Here is a 15974-nt window from a genome sequence, read left to right as displayed (position 1 = left end):
CCCACCGTACTTGAGACAGAAGACGCGTCCAGCGGCCGGACGGTCACGCCCTCGTCACAGCCCGGCGGGTTAGGGTCGTGGCCATGCCCGAATCCGCGCTAGACCTCAGCCTGGACGCCGCCGAGCTGACCGCCCGGCTCGTCGACATCCCTTCCGAGAGCGGCGACGAGAAGTACCTCGCCGACGCCGTCGAGCAGGCGCTGCGCGCCCTGCCGCACCTGACCGTGCACCGTCTCGGGAACAACGTCGTCGCCCGCACGGACCTCGGCCGCCCCGAGCGCGTCGTGCTCGCCGGCCACCTCGACACCGTCCCGATCGCGGACAACGTGCCCTCGCGGCTGGACGAGGACGGCGTGCTGTGGGGCTGCGGCACCACCGACATGAAGTCCGGGGTGGCCGTCCAGCTGCGCATCGCGGCCACCGTCACCGCCCCCAACCGCGACCTGACCTTCGTCTTCTACGACCAGGAGGAGGTCGCGGCCCACCTCAACGGCCTCGGCCGCGTCGCCGACGCGCACCCGGAGTGGCTGGAGGGCGATTTCGCCGTACTCCTGGAGCCCTCCAACGCCCAGGTCGAGGGCGGCTGCCAGGGCACCCTGCGGGTCCTGCTGAAGACGGCGGGCGAGCGGGCGCACTCGGCGCGCAGCTGGATGGGCTCGAACGCCATCCACGCCGCCGGCCCGATCCTGGCCCGCCTGGCCGCGTACGAGCCGCGCAAGCCGCTGATCGACGGCCTGGAGTACCACGAGGGCCTCAACGCCGTCCGCATCGAGGGCGGGGTCGCGAACAACGTCATCCCCGACGAGTGCACGGTGACGGTCAACTTCCGCTATGCGCCCGACCGTACGGAAGAGGAGGCCCTGGCCCACGTCGAGGAGGTCTTCGCGGACTGCGGAGTCGTCGAGTTCGTGGTCGACGACCTCTCCGGCGGGGCCCTGCCGGGGCTCTCGCACCCCGCCGCGACGGCCTTCATGGAGGCGGTCGGCGGCCGGGCGATGCCCAAGTTCGGCTGGACGGACGTGTCCCGCTTCAGCGCGCTCGGCGTGCCGGCCGTCAACTACGGGCCCGGGGACGCGCTCCTCGCGCACAAGCGGGACGAGCGCGTGGACACGAAGGCGATCCTCCACTGCGAGGAGCGACTCCGCGCCTGGCTGACCTCCTGAATTCCGCTTCTCGTCACCTTTGTGCGCCTACCCTGATCCGAACGATCAGCAGGAGGGAGCACATCATGGGCAACCCCGAGAGCGTGCGGCGCAAGCCCGAGGAGCAGCAGCTCGGGCCGGTGCTGCGCAGGCGCGGCCAGGTGCAGGCGGGCAGTACGACGGACCAGCGCCTGCTGGACTCGGCCGGCCCGAGCGAGTGGGTGCACACCGATCCCTGGCGGGTCCTGCGCATCCAGTCGGAGTTCATCGAGGGCTTCGGCACCCTGGCCGAGCTGCCGCCCGCGATCAGCGTGTTCGGCTCGGCGCGCACCGCCCCGGACTCCCCGGAGTACGAGGCGGGCGTGCAGATCGGCCGGGCGCTCGTGGACGCGGGCTTCGCGGTGATCACGGGCGGCGGGCCGGGTGCGATGGAGGCGGCGAACCGCGGGGCGCGCGAGGGCAACGGCATCTCGGTCGGCCTCGGCATCGAGCTGCCCTTCGAGCAGGGCCTGAACCCGCACGTGGACCTGGGCCTGAACTTCCGCTACTTCTTCGTCCGCAAGACGATGTTCGTGAAGTACAGCCAGGGCTTCGTGGTCCTGCCGGGCGGACTGGGCACCCTCGACGAGCTCTTCGAGGCGCTGACCCTGGTCCAGACCCAGAAGATCACCCGCTTCCCGATCGTGCTGTTCGGCACGGAGTACTGGAGCGGCCTGGTCGAGTGGCTGCAGAGCACGGTGATCGCGCAGGGCAAGGCCTCCGCGCACGACCTGCTGCTCTTCCACGTCACGGACGACGTGGACGAGGCGATCGCGCTCGTCACGAAGGAAGTCGGCAAGTAGCGTCCGCCGATCCCGCCCGGCCCCGCCCGGCAGCCGCCGGACGGGGCCGGGCGGCCGCGGGGCGGGCCGCTCAGGCCAGGCCGCGGCGGGCCACCGCCGGGGGCCGGTGGCCCTGGATCGAGGCCACCATCTCCAGTACCTGCCGGGTCTCGGCCACCTCGTGGACCCGGTACACCTGCGCGCCCAGCCAGGCCGATACGGCCGTGGTGGCCAGGGTGCCGAGCAGGCGCTCCTTGACCGGCCGGTCGAGGGTCTCGCCCACGAAGTCCTTGTTGGACAGGGACACCAGCACCGGCCAGCCCGTCTCCGCCATCTCGCCCAGCCGCCGGGTGGCCTCCAGCGAGTGCCGGGTGTTCTTCCCGAAGTCGTGGCCGGGGTCGATCATGATCGCGTCCCGCCGGACGCCCAGAGCGGCGGCCCGTTCGGCCAGCCCCACCGTCACCCGCAGGATGTCGGCCATGACGTCCCCGTACTCGGTGCGGTGCGGGCGGGTACGGGGCTCCACCCCGCCCGCGTGCGTGCACACCAGCCCCGCGCCGTAGCGGGCGGCGACCTCGGCGAGCTTCGGGTCCACCCCGCCCCAGGCGTCGTTCAGCACGTCGGCGCCGGCCTCGCAGACCGCCTCGCCGACCTCGTGGCGCCAGGTGTCCACGCTGATCACCACATCGGGGTGGCGGCGGCGCACCTCGGCCACGAACCCGACCGTCCGGCGGGCCTCCTCGGCGGCGTCGACCTCCTCGCCGGGACCGGCCTTCACCCCGCCGATGTCGATGATCGCCGCGCCCTCGGCCACCGCCTGCTCGACCCGCGCCAGGGCCGGCTCGTCGCGGAAGGTCGCGCCCTGGTCGTAGAAGGAGTCGGGGGTACGGTTCACGATGGCCATGACCACCGGCTCGTGGGTGCCGAACTCACGCCTGCCCAGCCGCAGCATCCGCTGTCTCCTCGCTCTGATCGTCCGCCTGCGACCTTAACCGGCCGGTGCGGCACGGACCGCAGCGGGCGCATGGCACGATCGTGCCGGACAGTCTTCGCGGGCCACGGGAGTTGGTAGGTCGTGTTCTGGTTCTTGCTGATCGCGCTGGTCGTGGTCGTCGGCGCGGTCACCCTCGCCGTGGTGGGCGGCGGCGAACGGGCCGTACTCCCGGAGGCCGAGCCCGAACAGGTGGCGGACGCCCTGCCCCTGGCCCGCCCGGTGCAGCGCGCGGACATGGAGGCCCTGCGCCTGCCGGTCGCGCCCCGCGGCTACCGGATGGCCGAGGTGGACGACGTGCTCCAGCGGCTCGGCGCGGAGCTCGCGGAGCGGGATGCGCGGATCGCCGAACTGGAGGCGGTGCTCGCGGGCGCGCGGGCGGCGGGTACGGCCGCGGCGGCCGCCCCGGACCTCTTCAAGCGTCCCTCCCCGGGCTCCCCGGAGGACGCGCCGCCGTCCGTCGTGGACGCCGACGGCGCACAGCAGTCCCCGCGGGACCAGGGCCAGGACGGGGCGCGCGCGTGAGCGCGGGCGGGGCCGCGGCCGGTCCGGACGGGCTGCTGCGCTGCCCGTGGGCGCTGGCGACCGAGGACTACACGGCGTACCACGACACCGAGTGGGGGCGGCCGGTCCACGGGGACGACGCGCTGTACGAGCGGCTGTGCCTGGAGGCCTTCCAGTCGGGGCTGTCCTGGCTGACGATCCTGCGGCGCAGGGAGGGCTTCCGCACGGCGTTCGCGGGGTTCGAGATCGCGGCGGTGGCGGAGTTCGGGCCGGCCGACGCGGAGCGGCTCCTCGCGGACCCGGGGATCATCCGCAACCGCATGAAGATCGAGGCCACTCTCGCCAACGCGAAGGAACTGGCCCGCTGGGCCCCCGGCGAGCTGGACGCCCTGATCTGGTCCCACGCGCCCGAGCCGGGGCCCGCCCCGCGGTCCCTGGCGGACGTACCGGCCGTGACCCCGGAGTCCACGGCCCTGTCCAAGGCCCTGAAGAAGTCCGGCATCCGCTTCGTGGGCCCGACAACGGCGTACGCCCTGATGCAAGCCTGCGGCCTGGTGAACGACCACCTGACCACCTGCACGTCCCGCTGACGCCCGGCCCGGCACCCAGGCCCTGGGGCTCCGCCCCAGACCCCGCCCCTCAAACGCCGGCGGGGCTGGATGGTGCTGCGGCAGGTGTCCGGCTCAGGTCCGACCCAGGCGCGCCGAAATCCAGCCCCGCCGGCGTTTGAGGCGCGGGGGTCCGGGGGCGGAGCCCCCGAAGGGGTCAGGGCGCGCCCGGGGAACGGTGAAGGGGCGGGTGGGGGAGCAGCCCCGCAGGGCCGCCCGCTACCGGCCCAGGTACTTCGGCCGTTCCTTCGCGAGGAAGGCGGCGACCGCGATCGCGTGGTCCTCGGAGGCCCCGGCCAGCGTCTGGAGCTCGTCCTCCTTGTCGAGGGCCGCGCTCAGCGAGGCTCCGGCCCCGTACGCCATCGACGCCTTGAGGGCCGCGTAGGCGACCGTCGGCCCGGAGGCCAGCTTGCGGGCCACCGCCGCCGCCTCGTCCGCCAGCTCCGCCGCCGGCACGACCCGGTTCACGACCCCCAGCTCGTACGCCTCCTGCGCCGACAGCGACCGCGGGAAGAACAGCAGGTCCGCCGCCCGGCTCTGGCCGATCAGCCGCGGCAGGGTCCAGGACACCCCGGAGTCGGCGGTGAGCGCGACCCCGGCGAAGGAGGTGTTGAAGGTGGAGGTGTCGGCGACGATCCGGTAGTCGGCGGCGAGGGCGAAGCCGAACCCGGCCCCGGCCGCGACCCCGTTCACCCCGGCCACGACCGGCTTCGGCATCTCGGTGATCGCCCGCACGATCGGGTTGTAGTGCTCGCTCACGGTGCTCAGCGCGTTCCCGCCGCCGGACTCCCGCGCCGCGGCCAGGTTCCCGATGTGCTCCTTCAGGTCCTGGCCCACGCAGAACGCCCGCCCGGTCGCCGTCAGCAGCACGGCGCGCACCTCCGTGTCCGCGCCCGCGTCCCGCAGGGCGTCCCGGAGGGCCACCTTCGCGTCCACGTTGAGCGCGTTCATCGCGTCGGGGCGGTTGAGCGTGATCGTGGCGAGCCCGTCGGCCACGTCGTACAGCACGGTGTCGGCCATGTCAGGTGGTGTCCCCTCCGTCGCGGACCCGGCCAGCGCTCCGTACTGGCCGGTACTCGGGCCAGCATGGCGGACGGGGCCCCGCCCGGACATGTGACATGCGTCAAACGAACCCCCGAGGCCCCTGCCCGCCCCGCGGTGCGGTGGCGAAGTATCGCAGGCGGATCCCCGAAATGAGTGGTTTTGGCCAAGCGCGTTGCGCAAGCGTTCCCGGCCGATGTTGGTCATCGGGTCCTGACATGCGGGATAATGGCGGGAAGCAATGTGTTCGATGCCGAGTAGCAGGCGCCTGAACGGGGCCGTCGGCTGACGATGAGCTGGTTTCAGGAAGGGGAACGAGCATGGCGGCCATGAAGCCGCGGACGGGCGACGGCCCGCTCGAGGTCACCAAGGAGGGGCGGGGCATCGTCATGCGCGTACCGCTCGAAGGCGGCGGTCGGCTCGTCGTGGAGCTGACCCCCGACGAGGCCGGTGCTCTCGCGGACGCCCTCAAGAACGTCGTCGGCTGACGCAAGACCCGCACCGCAACGGATTGCCCGATGCCCCGTACGCCCCTGTGGCGGCCGGGGCATCGGCGCGTCCGGGGTCCGTGGGTCCGTGGGTCCGTGCCCGCGGCCCCCGGTCGGCTCAGCGGCGGACCGCGCAGAGCAGTCCGTCGCCGACCGGCAGCAGGGCCGTCTCCAGGGCCGGGCTCTCCCGTACGGTCCGCAGCAGCTCCCGCACCCGCAGCACCTCGACGGGCTGGGCGGCCGAGTCCACGGTCCGGCCGTCCGCGAAAACGCCCTCGAAGCACACGAGACCGCCTGGTCGCAGCAGGCGCAACGATTCAGCGAGGTAGTCGAGGGACTCGGTCGGGTCCCCGTCGCAGAAGACCAGGTCGTACCCGCCGTCCGCGAGCCGCGGCAGCACGTCCAGGGCGCGTCCGGGGATGAAGCGCGCGCGGTTCCCGGCGAAGCCGGCGGCGCGGAAGGCCTGCCGGGCCAGGGCCTGCCGGTCGGCCTCCGGGTCCACGGTGGTCAGCACCCCGTCCGGCCTCATGCCGTGCAGCAGGTGGATGCCGGAGACTCCGGTGCCGGTGCCGATCTCGGCGACCGCCTTCGCGTCGGCGGTGGCGGCGAGCAGGCGCAGGGCGGCCCCGGTGCCGGGGGACACCGGGCGCAGGCCCGCCTCCCTCGCCCGGTCGCGGGCCCACCGCAGCGCGTCGTCCTCGGCGACAAACACGTCGGCGAACGCCCAGCTCGTCTGCCGGTTGCCGCTAATGACCCTCTCCTGTCCCCATAGTTGGCGCAACGGTGACTGTAGCCGCTGGTTCCGGGAACCCGCAGATGGGACCGGGCGTTGAGAGGGGTGAAGGGCGCTGCCGGGCACCTGCGCGGCAGCCTCGGCAAAGTTCACGCAAAAAAGCTTATCCAGAGCTGACGGACGGGGTGGCTATGGTAGGGGCTCCACTGGACACCACCAGAGCCGATAGGGGAGGTGCGGCTGCGCCTGTGGATCGTGGGGGCGTCCTCAGACGCCTCTTCAGGTCGGCGGGTGAGCCGAAATCCGTGACTGACACCGCTGACCGCTTCCACACCACCGCGACCGCAACCACCGCGACCTTTGCCGCAGATGCGGGCCAGCAGGCGTGGACCCCTCCCTCGTGGGAGGAGATCGTCAGCACGCACAGTGCGAGGGTCTACCGCCTCGCGTACCGGCTCACGGGCAACCAGCACGATGCCGAGGACCTCACGCAGGAGGTCTTCGTCCGGGTCTTCCGCTCGCTGTCGACGTACACGCCGGGCACCTTCGAGGGCTGGCTCCACCGGATCACGACGAACCTCTTCCTGGACATGGTCCGCCGCAAGCAGCGGATCCGCTTCGACGCGCTCGCCGACGACGCCGCCGAGCGGCTGCCCAGCCGCGAGCCCTCCCCCCAGCAGGTGCTGCACGACACGCATTTCGACGCCGACGTCCAGCAGGCGCTGGACACCCTGGCGCCGGAGTTCCGGGCCGCCGTCGTGCTCTGCGATATCGAGGGCCTGTCGTACGAGGAGATCGCGGCCACGCTCGGGGTCAAGCTCGGCACCGTGCGCAGCCGCATCCACCGAGGCCGCTCGCACCTGCGCAAGGCGCTCAAGCACCGGTCCCCCGAGGCCCGTGCGGAGCAGCGTGCGCTGGCCGGCGCGGCCGTGGGGGGAGAGGGCGGAGTGGAGTGAGCGGAGTCAGTCCGTCTCCGGCGGAGCACCACCTGGGCGACCGGCTCGCCGCCCTCGTGGACGGGGAGCTGGGTCATGACGCGCGCGAGCGGGTGCTCGCGCACCTGGCGACCTGCGCGCGCTGCAAGTCCGAGGCCGACGCCCAGCGGCGGCTGAAGACCCTTTTCGTGGAATCGGCCCCGCCGCCGCCCTCCGAAGGGCTGCTGGCGAGGCTCCAGGGGCTGCCCGGAGGGGATCCCGGCGCCCCGGGGGGCGCCGGCTTCGGCAGCGCCCCCTTCGGGGCGGTGGGCCCCGACTCCTTCGGTTACGTGCCTGCGGCCGCTGCGGCCGCGGTCGCGCCGGAGCGCGGGTTCCGGATACACGAGGTGGGCAGGCCCGCCGCGGCCCAGGCCCGCGGCCGCCGGTTCGCGTTCGTCGCGGCCGGGGCGGTCTCGCTCGCCGCGATCGCCCTCGGCGGCGCCCTCCCCCTGGAGGCCGTCGTGGACCCGAACGCGCGCGGGGAGGGCGGCACGGCCGTCACCCCGGCGACGCGCACGGGGACGGGCACGGGCGGTTTCTCGGTGGCGGACAGCATCTCCCGCCCCCACCCGCACCCCGCCGACCGCAGCGCCCCGGCGGCCACCGGCCACATCCCGCGCGTGCTCGCCACGCCGGGCGCGGCGTACGCGCCGGGTCCCTACCCGGCCCAGCTGCCCCCGGTGAAGGCACCCGCAGCCGAGCGCAGCCGGGTCGGCGCCGTCCCGGCCCCCTGACCCGGCCGCACCCCGGGACCGCCCGCCCCTCCCCGGGGCCGGGCGGTCTCCGCACACCGGCACCGCGCGTGCGCCGCGCCGGCTGGCATCCGCCCGTACCCGCATCTGCGCGCACCCGCGCGCCCGTACTAGTGCCTGCCCGCACCCGCCTCTCGCACCTGCGCGTACCCGCACCCGCCTCTCGCACCCGCGCCTACCCGCATCCGCCGCGCGTACCCGTCCCCGCGCCAGCCCGCATCCGCCCGTGCCCGGGCGCGTACTGACGGGGGAGTCGGGGACCTGGTTGAATCCTCCGCGGGAGCGTCCGGCGGGGCGCACGCGTGGGAACCTCCGGGGGAGTGCAGATGAACGACGGCCGTCCGAGCGAAACGGCGTCCGTGCCCGGCCCCCGCACGCCCGCGTGGTGGAGCGCCCCCGGCACCGGCAGCGCCGCCGGCGCGGCACCCGGGCCCGCCGGAGCGGCAGCCGGCCCCGCGGCGGACCCGGCAGCGGACGCGCCCGTGCAGGTGCCCCCGGGCCCCCGCTGGTGGAGCCGCCCCGCCCCGCCCGCCCCCGCCGGCCCGCAGCAGCACCCCGGGCACCCCCGGCCGTACGGGCAGCCGGGCGCGCACCCCCAGCCGTACGGGCCGCCCGGCGCGCAGCCGCACCCGTACGGGCAGCCCGCGCCCGGCCCCCGCTACGACCCCTGGGCCCGCCCCCTCCACCTCGTCGACGCCGACGCGCCCGGGCCGCGCAGGCGCCGGGCCCCCCTGGTCGCGGGGGCCGTCCTGCTGGCCCTGCTCTCCGGAGCCCTCGGCGGCGGCATCGGCAGCTACACCGAGCGGGCCTCCTCCACCACCCTCGAACTGGCCGACGCCGGGGACGGGAACTCCCGGGACCCCGGCGCCGACGGGGGCGGCGGCGAAGGCGGCCGGGCCCCGCAGAGCGTGGCGCAGATCGCGGCCCGCGCCCTGCCCGGGGTGGTCACCCTGCACGTGGAGGGCGGCACCGGGGGCGGCACCGGCACCGGCTTCGTCCTCGACGGCAAGGGCCACATCCTCACCAACAACCACGTGGTCGACACCGCCGCCAAGGCGGGCCGCATAACGGTCACCTTCAGCGGCGGCGAGAGCGCCCCCGCCCGGATCGTCGGCCGCGACGTGGGCTACGACCTGGCCGTCGTCAAGGTCACCGGGGTCAGGGGCCTGCGCCCGCTGCCGCTCGGCAACTCCGACCGGGTCCGCGTCGGCGACCCCGTGGTGGCCATCGGCGCCCCCTTCGACCTGTCCAACACCGTCACGGCCGGGATCATCAGCGCCAAGGAGCGTCCGATCACCGCGGGCGGCAAGGCCGGGGACGGCAGCGACATCAGCTACGTCGACGCCCTCCAGACCGACGCCCCCATCAACCCCGGAAACTCCGGCGGCCCGCTCCTCGACGCCAGGGGCCGGGTCATCGGCATCAACAGCGCCATCCGCTCCGCCGACGACGGCTCCGGCGGCGACGGCGGCGACGGGGAAGGGGACGGCAAGGGCGGGGAGGAGGCCCCCGAGCGCAGCCCGGGCTCCATCGGCCTCGGCTTCGCGATCCCCGTCAACCAGGCGCGGCGCGTGGCCCAGGAGCTCATCGACGACGGCAGGGCCTCCCACCCCGTCATCGGTGTCACCCTGGACATGGAGTACTCCGGCAACGGGGCCAGGGTCGGCACGGCGGGCAGCGGCGGCAAGCCGCCCGTCACCCCCGGCGGCCCCGCGGCCAGGGCCGGCATCCGCCCGGGGGACGTCATCACCCGCGTGGACGGCACCCGGGTGCACAGCCCCGAGGAGCTGATCGTCAAGATCCGCGCCCGGCGGCCCGGGGACCCGCTCACGCTGACGGTGGTCCGCGGGGGCCGCGAGCGGTCGGTGGCCGTGGTCCTCGGTTCGGCGAACGGATCGTGACGCCCGGGTGAAACCCGGTCCGGGTCCCCCGGCAGGTACCGGCCCGCGACGGGCGCCGGGTACCGTTGTCGGGGCCCCGCAGGAGGAGACCCGCAGGAAGCAAGGAGCGGCCCAGGTGTTCACTGACATAGGCGCACTCGAGCTGTTGACGCTCGTGGTGCTCGCCGTGCTCGTCTTCGGCCCGGACAAGCTCCCCAAGGTCGTCCAGGACGTCTCCCGCTTCATCCGCAAGATCCGCGAGTTCTCGGACAGCGCCAAGAACGACATCCGCACCGAGCTGGGGCCCGATTTCAAGGACTTCGAGTTCGAGGACCTCAATCCGAAGACCTTCCTGCGCAAGCAGCTCGGGGAGAACGAGGACCTCAAGGAGATCCGCAGCAGCCTCGACCTCCGCAAGGAGATGAACGAGGTCGCCGACGCGGTCAACGGCAGGGAGCCCGAGCCCGCGCCGCAGCCCTCCGGCTCCGCCCCCGACCTGGTGAAGAAGCCCTCCCCGCCCGCCGGGGGCGACCGCGCCCGCTTCGACATCGACGCCACCTGAGCCCTCGCCTTCCGGGAGAGGCGGTACGGGATGGCTATCCTCCATCTGTCCGGATCCCAGACGCCCGAAGGCGGGGGTCCCCCGGCACAGCCCGGGGGAGGGCCACTCCGGACCCCACGGAACGAGAGGCGGCCGGACAGATGGAGACCACGAGCCGGGTAGGCGTACAGGCCGGACTGCAGCCGGACGAGCCGGGCCGGCAGCCCGGTGCGGCCGAGGCGGCCGGAGCGGTCGACTCCCCGGGCGCACCCGGTGCCCCCGGGGCGGCAGCGCCCGAAACCCAGCCCCAGCCCGAGTTCAACGACCAGCCCGAGGACCAGTCCGGCGACCAGTCCGGGGCGGCGCAGCCCGTCGGCGGATTCGCGGCGGTCGCCGCGGCCCGTGCCGCCGGGACCGCGGAGGGCCCGCCGGCCCCCGAGCCCGCCGCGCAGGCCCCCCAGGCCCCGCCGCCCGCGGAATCCGCCCCACCGGCCCTACAGGACCCACCGGCCCATACGGAGGCGCCGGCCGTCCCCGCGGCCCGGCGCACCCCCGAGGGCTACCTGCGGGCCGGGTTCCCCTGGTACGGGCTCGACGGGGCCTTCACGGGCCCCCGCTGGCTCATGCAGGTCGGCACCGCCGCGGACGGCACGGTCGAGCACGGCTCGGTGGGCCACGGGGACGAGCCGACGGTCCGCAGCGAGGCCACCGGCGCCGCCGAGCGCGAGCGCTTCGCCGTGGTCGTCACGGTCGCCGCCAGCCCCAGCCGCCGCAGCGGCGACGGCACCGGGGTCCTGGAGGCCACCTCGGTCTCCTCCGCGGCCTGGCTGGCCGGCTCCGGGCTGCTCGCCTTCACCTGGCCGGGCCAGATGGACCACGGCCTGCGCAGCGACTGGCTCGACCAGCAGACCGAGACGGCCTGGGAGCTCGCCGACGACCTCGGCGGCCCCGACTGGTCGGCCCTCTCCCTGCCCGTGGACGGGGTGCCGACGCCCTTCCACTACCGCGAGTCCGAGTTCGGCTGGGTCCTGGCCGGGACCACCCGCGAGGGGGTCCACATCGGCGCGTACGGCCGCGGGATGAGCGCGTACGGGCTCGCCTTCTCGGTGGTCCCGGACCTCGGCGCCTACGCCTGACCCGCCCGCCCGCCGTACGGGCGGGCGACGACCGCACGACACGCCGGAGGGGCCGGGCGCACGCGCCCGGCCCCTCCGGCGTACCCGCCCCGCGGGCTCAGAACTTGTTGCGCGGGGTGATCCCCAGGGACATGCCCGACAGGCCGCGCTGGCGGCCGCCCAGCTTCCCCGCGATGGCGCGCAGTGCCGCACCCGCGGGCGAGTCCGGGTCCGCCAGGACCACCGGCTGCCCGTTGTCCCCGCCCTCGCGCAGGCGTACGTCGATGGGGATCTGGCCCAGGACCGGGACCGTGGCGCCCGTGGTGCGGGTCAGCCCGTCCGCGACCAGCTGGCCGCCGCCGGTGCCGAACACGTCGACCATCTCGTCGCAGTGCGGACAGGGCAGCCCGGACATGTTCTCGACCACGCCGACGATCTTCTGGTGGGTCTGGACGGCGATGGAGCCCGCCCGCTCGGCGACCTCGGCCGCCGCCTGCTGCGGGGTGGTGACGACCAGGATCTCGGCATTGGGCACCAGCTGGGCCACGGAGATCGCGATATCGCCGGTGCCCGGCGGCAGGTCGAGCAGGAGCACGTCCAGGTCGCCCCAGAACACGTCCGCGAGGAACTGCTGGAGCGCCCGGTGGAGCATGGGGCCGCGCCACACCACGGGGGCGTTGCCCGGGGTGAACATGCCGATGGAGATGACCTTCACGCCGTTCGCCATCGGCGGCATGATCATGTTCTCGACCTGGGTGGGCTTGCCCTCCACGCCGAGCATCCGGGGCACGCTGTGCCCGTAGATGTCGGCGTCGACCACGCCGACCTTCAGCCCGTCGGCGGCCATCGCCGCGGCCAGGTTGACCGTCACCGAGGACTTGCCGACCCCGCCCTTGCCGGAGGCCACCGCGTACACGCGGGTCAGGGAGCCCGGCTTGGCGAAGGGCACCTCGCGCTCGGCGGTGCCGCCGCGCAGTGCCGCGGCGAGCTCCTTGCGCTGCTCGTCGCCCATCACGTCGAGGGTGACCTCGACGGAGGTGGCCCCCGGGACGGTCAGCACGGCCTCGCGCACGTTCCTGGTGATCGTGTCGCGCATGGGGCAGCCCGACACCGTCAGGTAGACCGTGACGGCCACCGCGCCGCCCTCGCCGATCTCGACCGATTTGACCATGCCGAGCTCGGTGATCGGCCGGTTGATCTCGGGGTCGTTGACCGTCGCCAGCGCTTCGAGGACCGCGTCCTGCTCGGGCACGGCGGCGGAGGGTGTGTCGGTAGCCATGACCCGATGGTACGGCTCGGTAGCACCCGCCCGGTAAGCCCGTCAGCGGTCGCCTTCGTCACTCTCGTGCGGGAACAGCCGCCGCTCGTCCATCTCCTTGATGAGGTCCTGGAACTCCGAGCGGATCCAGTCCCGGGTGGCGACCTCGCCCAGGCCCATGCGCAGGGCCGCGATCTCCCGGGTCAGGTACTCCGTGTCGGCGATGGACCGCTCGTTCTGCTTGCGGTCCTGCTCCAGGTTGACCCGGTCGCGGTCGTCCTGGCGGTTCTGCGCGAGCAGGATCAGGGGGGCCGCGTACGAGGCCTGGAGGGACAGCGCCAGGGTCAGGAAGATGAACGGGTACTCGTCGAACTTCAGCGCGGCGGGCGCGAAGATGTTCCACAGCACCCACACGATGATGACCAGGGTCATCCAGACGATGAACCGCCCGGTGCCCAGGAAGCGGGCGATCTTCTCCGAGGTGCGCCCGAAGGCCTCCGGGTCGTACTCCGGCAGCAGCCCCCGGCGCGGCGACTTGGGCAGGTCGAGGCGGACCCGGGGCCGCGACAGCCCGGACGCCGTGCTGCCGCCCGCCTTGGCGCGGTCCGCGCGCTCGCCGCGCCCGCCCCGGTCCCCCCGGTCGCCGCGCTCGGCCCGCTCCCGGGCCCGCTCGGCCAGCTCCTCCAGCCGGTCCGCGAGCCCGTGCTCGCGGCCGTGCTCCCGGGCCGGCTCGCGCCTGCGGTCAGTGCCCACGGACGGCCTCCTCGGCGTGGAAGTCCTTCTCGCGCCAGTCGTCCGGCAGCAGGTGGTCGAGTACGTCGTCGACGGTCACGGCGCCCAGCAGCGATCCGCTCTCGTCGACGACCGGCACCGCGACCATGTTGTACGCGGCCAGGTAGCTGGTGACCGCCGCCAGCGGGGCGTCGGGGCGCAGCGGCGGCAGGTCGGCGTCCACGATCGAACTGACCAGCGTGAACGGCGGATCGCGCAGCAGCCGCTGGAAGTGCACCGTGCCCAGGTACTTGCCGGTGGGGGTCTCGTCCGGCGGCCGGCACACGTACACCTGCGCCGCCAGCGCCGGGGACAGGTCGGCCTGCCGGACCCGCGCGAGCGCGTCCGCGACGGTGGCGTCGGGGCGCAGCACGATCGGCTCGGTGGTCATCAGACCGCCCGCGGTGTTCTCCTCGTACGACAGCAGGCGGCGCACGTCCGCGGCGTCGTCGGGCTGCATCAGGGTGAGCAGCCGCTCCTGGTCCTGCTCGGGCAGCTCGGACAGGAGGTCGGCGGCGTCGTCGGGGTCCATCGCCTCCAGGACGTCGGCCGCGCGCTCCTCCTTCAGCTTGCCGATGATCTCGATCTGGTCGTCCTCGGGGAGCTCTTCGAGGACGTCGGCCAGCCGGTCGTCGTCGAGGGCGTTGGCCACCTCGGCGCGCCGCTTGGGCGTCAGGTGGTGCAGGACGTTCGCGAGGTCGGCCGGGCGCATCTGCTCGAAGGTCGCGACCAGGTTCTCGGCGCCCTGCCCGTGCTCCTCCAGCGAGAATCCGGTGACCGCCGACCACTCCACGGTCAGGGTCTCCCCGCGGCGGCGCAGCGCCCCGCCCTTGCCCTTGCGTACGAAGATCCGGTCGATCTCCCAGTCGCGGCGGGCCGGGAGCTGCTGGATGGCCACGTCGAGGACGGTGACCTCCTCGCCGTCCGCGACCAGCTTCACGCGGCGGTCGAGGAGCTCGCCGAGCACGAGCCGCTCGGTGGGGCGCTGTTCGAAGCGCCGCATGTTGACCACGCCGGTGGTGATGACCTGGCCGGACTCCACGCCCGTGACCCGGGTCATCGGCAGGAAGATGCGGCGCCGGCTGACCACTTCGACGACCAGCCCCAGCAGCCGGGGCGGGCGGGCGCCCACGCGCAGCATCGCGACCAGGTCCCGGACCCGGCCGACCTGGTCGCCGTTGGGGTCGAAGACGGGCACTCCGGACAGGTGCGAGACGAAGATCCGAGGGGCGCCTCCTGCCATCCCTGCGCCTCCCTTGTGAACCGTTTCGCCTCGTGGGGAACTCAATCTAGCCCGTGCGGCGCCGGTCCGCCCTGGTGGGGGGCGGGCGGGGGGACGCGCGCGGGCCCGGCGGGGCGGGAGGGGCTCCGGGCGGGGGCCGCACACCGGGGCCGGGGCCCGTCGTACGCACGGGTACGCTGCCTGCTGCACCGAGCCCCCAGGAGAGGCAGCCCGCCCGTGATCGCTTTCCCCCCGGCCGTCCGGATCCGCCGGGCCGCCCTCGCCGGCGTGCTGTGCGCGGCACTCGCCGCGGCCGCCACCGGCTGCGGGGAGGACCCTGACGAGGGCACCAACGGCGTGGGCAAGCTGTCCGCCGAGAAGATCGAGGCCAAGGCGCGGGCGGCGGCCACGGCGGCCGACGCGGTACGCCTGTCGGGCACGGTGGTGACGGCGGGCAAGTCCTTCACCCTCGACATGAAGCTCACCTCGGGCGGCGGCGAGGGCCGGGTGAAGGCCGCGGGGAGCACCTTCGAGCTGCTGCGGGTGGGCGACGAGCTCTTCCTGAAGGCGGACGCCGGCTTCTGGGACCACGAGGACGAGCCGGCCGGCGGCGGGGAGCCGGAGCCGGAGGGGTCCACCGAGGACGGCGCGGCCGCGGCCGACAAGCTCGGCGACAAGTACGTGAAGGTGCCCCAGGGCGACCCCTCGTACAAGCAGCTGCGCGGGTTCACCGACATGGACGTGCTGCTCGACGGGCTGCTGGGCCTGCACGGGAAGCTGGAGAAGGGCGCCTACCGGAAGGTCGGCGCGGCCCGCACCATCCAGGTCACCGCGGACAAGGGCGCGGGCGGCCGCCTCGACGTGGCGCTCATCGGCACCCCGTACCCGCTGCGCCTGGAGCGGGCGGGCGGGGCGGGCGTGGTGGAGCTGGCCGACTGGGACCGGCCCGTCACCCTCACGCCCCCCGACAAGTCCGAGACCGTGGACTACGGCAGCCAGCTGCCCGCCCGCGGATAGGCGCGCCCCCTCGGAAGGGCCGGGGGGTGCCTCTATGTCTTTCGTCAAGGCTGAGCTGGTCATGCGGCGACCGCTTCGGGGAGGCGTGATTCGTAGAAGGTTCCATCGCGGAGCAT

At 74.3% G+C, this 15974-nt stretch carries 17 protein-coding genes; 11 read left to right on the top strand and 6 right to left on the bottom strand.

The features are described from left to right. The first annotated feature begins 83 nt into the window (after positions 1 to 83). Positions 84 to 1163: a succinyl-diaminopimelate desuccinylase gene (gene dapE, locus ACZ7JZ_RS00085; RefSeq protein WP_470931489.1), complete on the top strand. Its 1080-nt coding sequence runs from the start codon at positions 84 to 86 to the stop codon at positions 1161 to 1163. 65 nt (positions 1164 to 1228) lie between these two features. Beyond that, a complete protein-coding gene (locus ACZ7JZ_RS00080) occupies positions 1229 to 1984 on the top strand; it encodes an LOG family protein (protein WP_470931487.1) in 756 nt (251 codons plus the stop codon). A gap of 70 nt (positions 1985 to 2054) precedes the next feature. Here the strand turns inward: ACZ7JZ_RS00080 and folP are convergent, their stop codons facing one another. Then, positions 2055 to 2915 carry a dihydropteroate synthase gene (gene folP / locus ACZ7JZ_RS00075; protein WP_470931485.1) on the bottom strand — a complete coding sequence of 287 codons (861 nt, stop codon included), beginning with the start codon at positions 2913 to 2915 and terminating at the stop codon, positions 2055 to 2057. A 123-nt stretch (positions 2916 to 3038) separates the two neighbouring features. On the opposite strand from folP, the gene ACZ7JZ_RS00070 reads away from it, so the two are divergent. Continuing rightward, positions 3039 to 3479 (top strand): DivIVA domain-containing protein, encoded by a 441-nt coding sequence (locus tag ACZ7JZ_RS00070; protein ID WP_470931484.1) that lies wholly within the window; start codon positions 3039 to 3041, stop codon positions 3477 to 3479. Then, positions 3476 to 4048 (top strand): DNA-3-methyladenine glycosylase I, encoded by a 573-nt coding sequence (locus ACZ7JZ_RS00065; RefSeq protein ID WP_470931482.1) that lies wholly within the window; start codon positions 3476 to 3478, stop codon positions 4046 to 4048. The genes ACZ7JZ_RS00070 and ACZ7JZ_RS00065 overlap by 4 nt, the downstream gene beginning before the upstream one ends. Before the next feature lie 237 nt (positions 4049 to 4285). Here ACZ7JZ_RS00065 and chcB read toward each other — a convergent pair whose 3' ends face one another. Beyond that, positions 4286 to 5086: a 2-cyclohexenylcarbonyl CoA isomerase gene (gene chcB / locus ACZ7JZ_RS00060; RefSeq protein WP_470931480.1), complete on the bottom strand. Its 801-nt coding sequence runs from the start codon at positions 5084 to 5086 to the stop codon at positions 4286 to 4288. Positions 5087 to 5427: 341 nt separating this feature from the next. On the opposite strand from chcB, the gene ACZ7JZ_RS00055 reads away from it, so the two are divergent. Then, entirely contained in the window at positions 5428 to 5595 is a 168-nt protein-coding gene (locus tag ACZ7JZ_RS00055; RefSeq protein WP_226735082.1) for a DUF3117 domain-containing protein, read from the top strand. Positions 5596 to 5713: 118 nt separating this feature from the next. On the opposite strand, the gene ACZ7JZ_RS00050 is transcribed toward ACZ7JZ_RS00055, so the two are convergent. Continuing rightward, positions 5714 to 6376, bottom strand: coding sequence for an O-methyltransferase (locus tag ACZ7JZ_RS00050; RefSeq protein WP_470932393.1), 663 nt, complete (start codon positions 6374 to 6376; stop codon positions 5714 to 5716). Positions 6377 to 6519: 143 nt separating this feature from the next. On the opposite strand from ACZ7JZ_RS00050, the gene sigE reads away from it, so the two are divergent. From sigE to ACZ7JZ_RS00025, 5 genes are all read left to right on the top strand, one after another. Then, on the top strand, positions 6520 to 7284 hold the full coding sequence (gene sigE, locus ACZ7JZ_RS00045) for an RNA polymerase sigma factor SigE (RefSeq protein ID WP_470931478.1): 765 nt from the start codon (positions 6520 to 6522) through the stop codon (positions 7282 to 7284). After that, complete coding sequence (locus ACZ7JZ_RS00040; RefSeq protein ID WP_470931477.1) at positions 7281 to 8036, top strand: anti-sigma factor family protein; 756 nt, start codon at positions 7281 to 7283, stop codon at positions 8034 to 8036. Before sigE ends, ACZ7JZ_RS00040 begins: the two co-directional genes overlap by 4 nt. A 344-nt stretch (positions 8037 to 8380) precedes the next feature. Further along, on the top strand, positions 8381 to 9955 hold the full coding sequence (locus ACZ7JZ_RS00035; protein WP_470931475.1) for a S1C family serine protease: 1575 nt from the start codon (positions 8381 to 8383) through the stop codon (positions 9953 to 9955). Positions 9956 to 10070: 115 nt separating this feature from the next. Beyond that, positions 10071 to 10496, top strand: coding sequence for a sec-independent translocase (locus tag ACZ7JZ_RS00030; RefSeq protein WP_470931473.1), 426 nt, complete (start codon positions 10071 to 10073; stop codon positions 10494 to 10496). Positions 10497 to 11038: 542 nt separating this feature from the next. Then, positions 11039 to 11611, top strand: a complete 573-nt coding sequence (locus ACZ7JZ_RS00025) for a hypothetical protein (protein WP_470932391.1) — start codon at positions 11039 to 11041, stop codon at positions 11609 to 11611. A gap of 97 nt (positions 11612 to 11708) precedes the next feature. Here the strand turns inward: ACZ7JZ_RS00025 and ACZ7JZ_RS00020 are convergent, their stop codons facing one another. The 3 genes from ACZ7JZ_RS00020 to ACZ7JZ_RS00010 all read right to left on the bottom strand — a co-directional run bounded on the left by ACZ7JZ_RS00020 (position 11709) and on the right by ACZ7JZ_RS00010 (position 14862). Next, positions 11709 to 12842 carry an Mrp/NBP35 family ATP-binding protein gene (locus ACZ7JZ_RS00020; protein ID WP_470932389.1) on the bottom strand — a complete coding sequence of 378 codons (1134 nt, stop codon included), beginning with the start codon at positions 12840 to 12842 and terminating at the stop codon, positions 11709 to 11711. Positions 12843 to 12911: 69 nt separating this feature from the next. Then, positions 12912 to 13418 (bottom strand): DUF1003 domain-containing protein, encoded by a 507-nt coding sequence (locus ACZ7JZ_RS00015; RefSeq protein ID WP_470932387.1) that lies wholly within the window; start codon positions 13416 to 13418, stop codon positions 12912 to 12914. 172 nt (positions 13419 to 13590) lie between these two features. After that, positions 13591 to 14862, bottom strand: a complete 1272-nt coding sequence (locus ACZ7JZ_RS00010; RefSeq protein WP_470931472.1) for a magnesium transporter MgtE N-terminal domain-containing protein — start codon at positions 14860 to 14862, stop codon at positions 13591 to 13593. Positions 14863 to 15078: 216 nt separating this feature from the next. On the opposite strand from ACZ7JZ_RS00010, the gene ACZ7JZ_RS00005 reads away from it, so the two are divergent. Then, positions 15079 to 15858, top strand: a complete 780-nt coding sequence (locus tag ACZ7JZ_RS00005; RefSeq protein WP_470931470.1) for a hypothetical protein — start codon at positions 15079 to 15081, stop codon at positions 15856 to 15858. Positions 15859 to 15974 lie beyond the last annotated feature (116 nt).

Source organism: Streptomyces sp. NPDC038213 (assembly GCF_055600495.1).
This window is presented reverse-complemented; position numbering and strand designations above follow the sequence as displayed.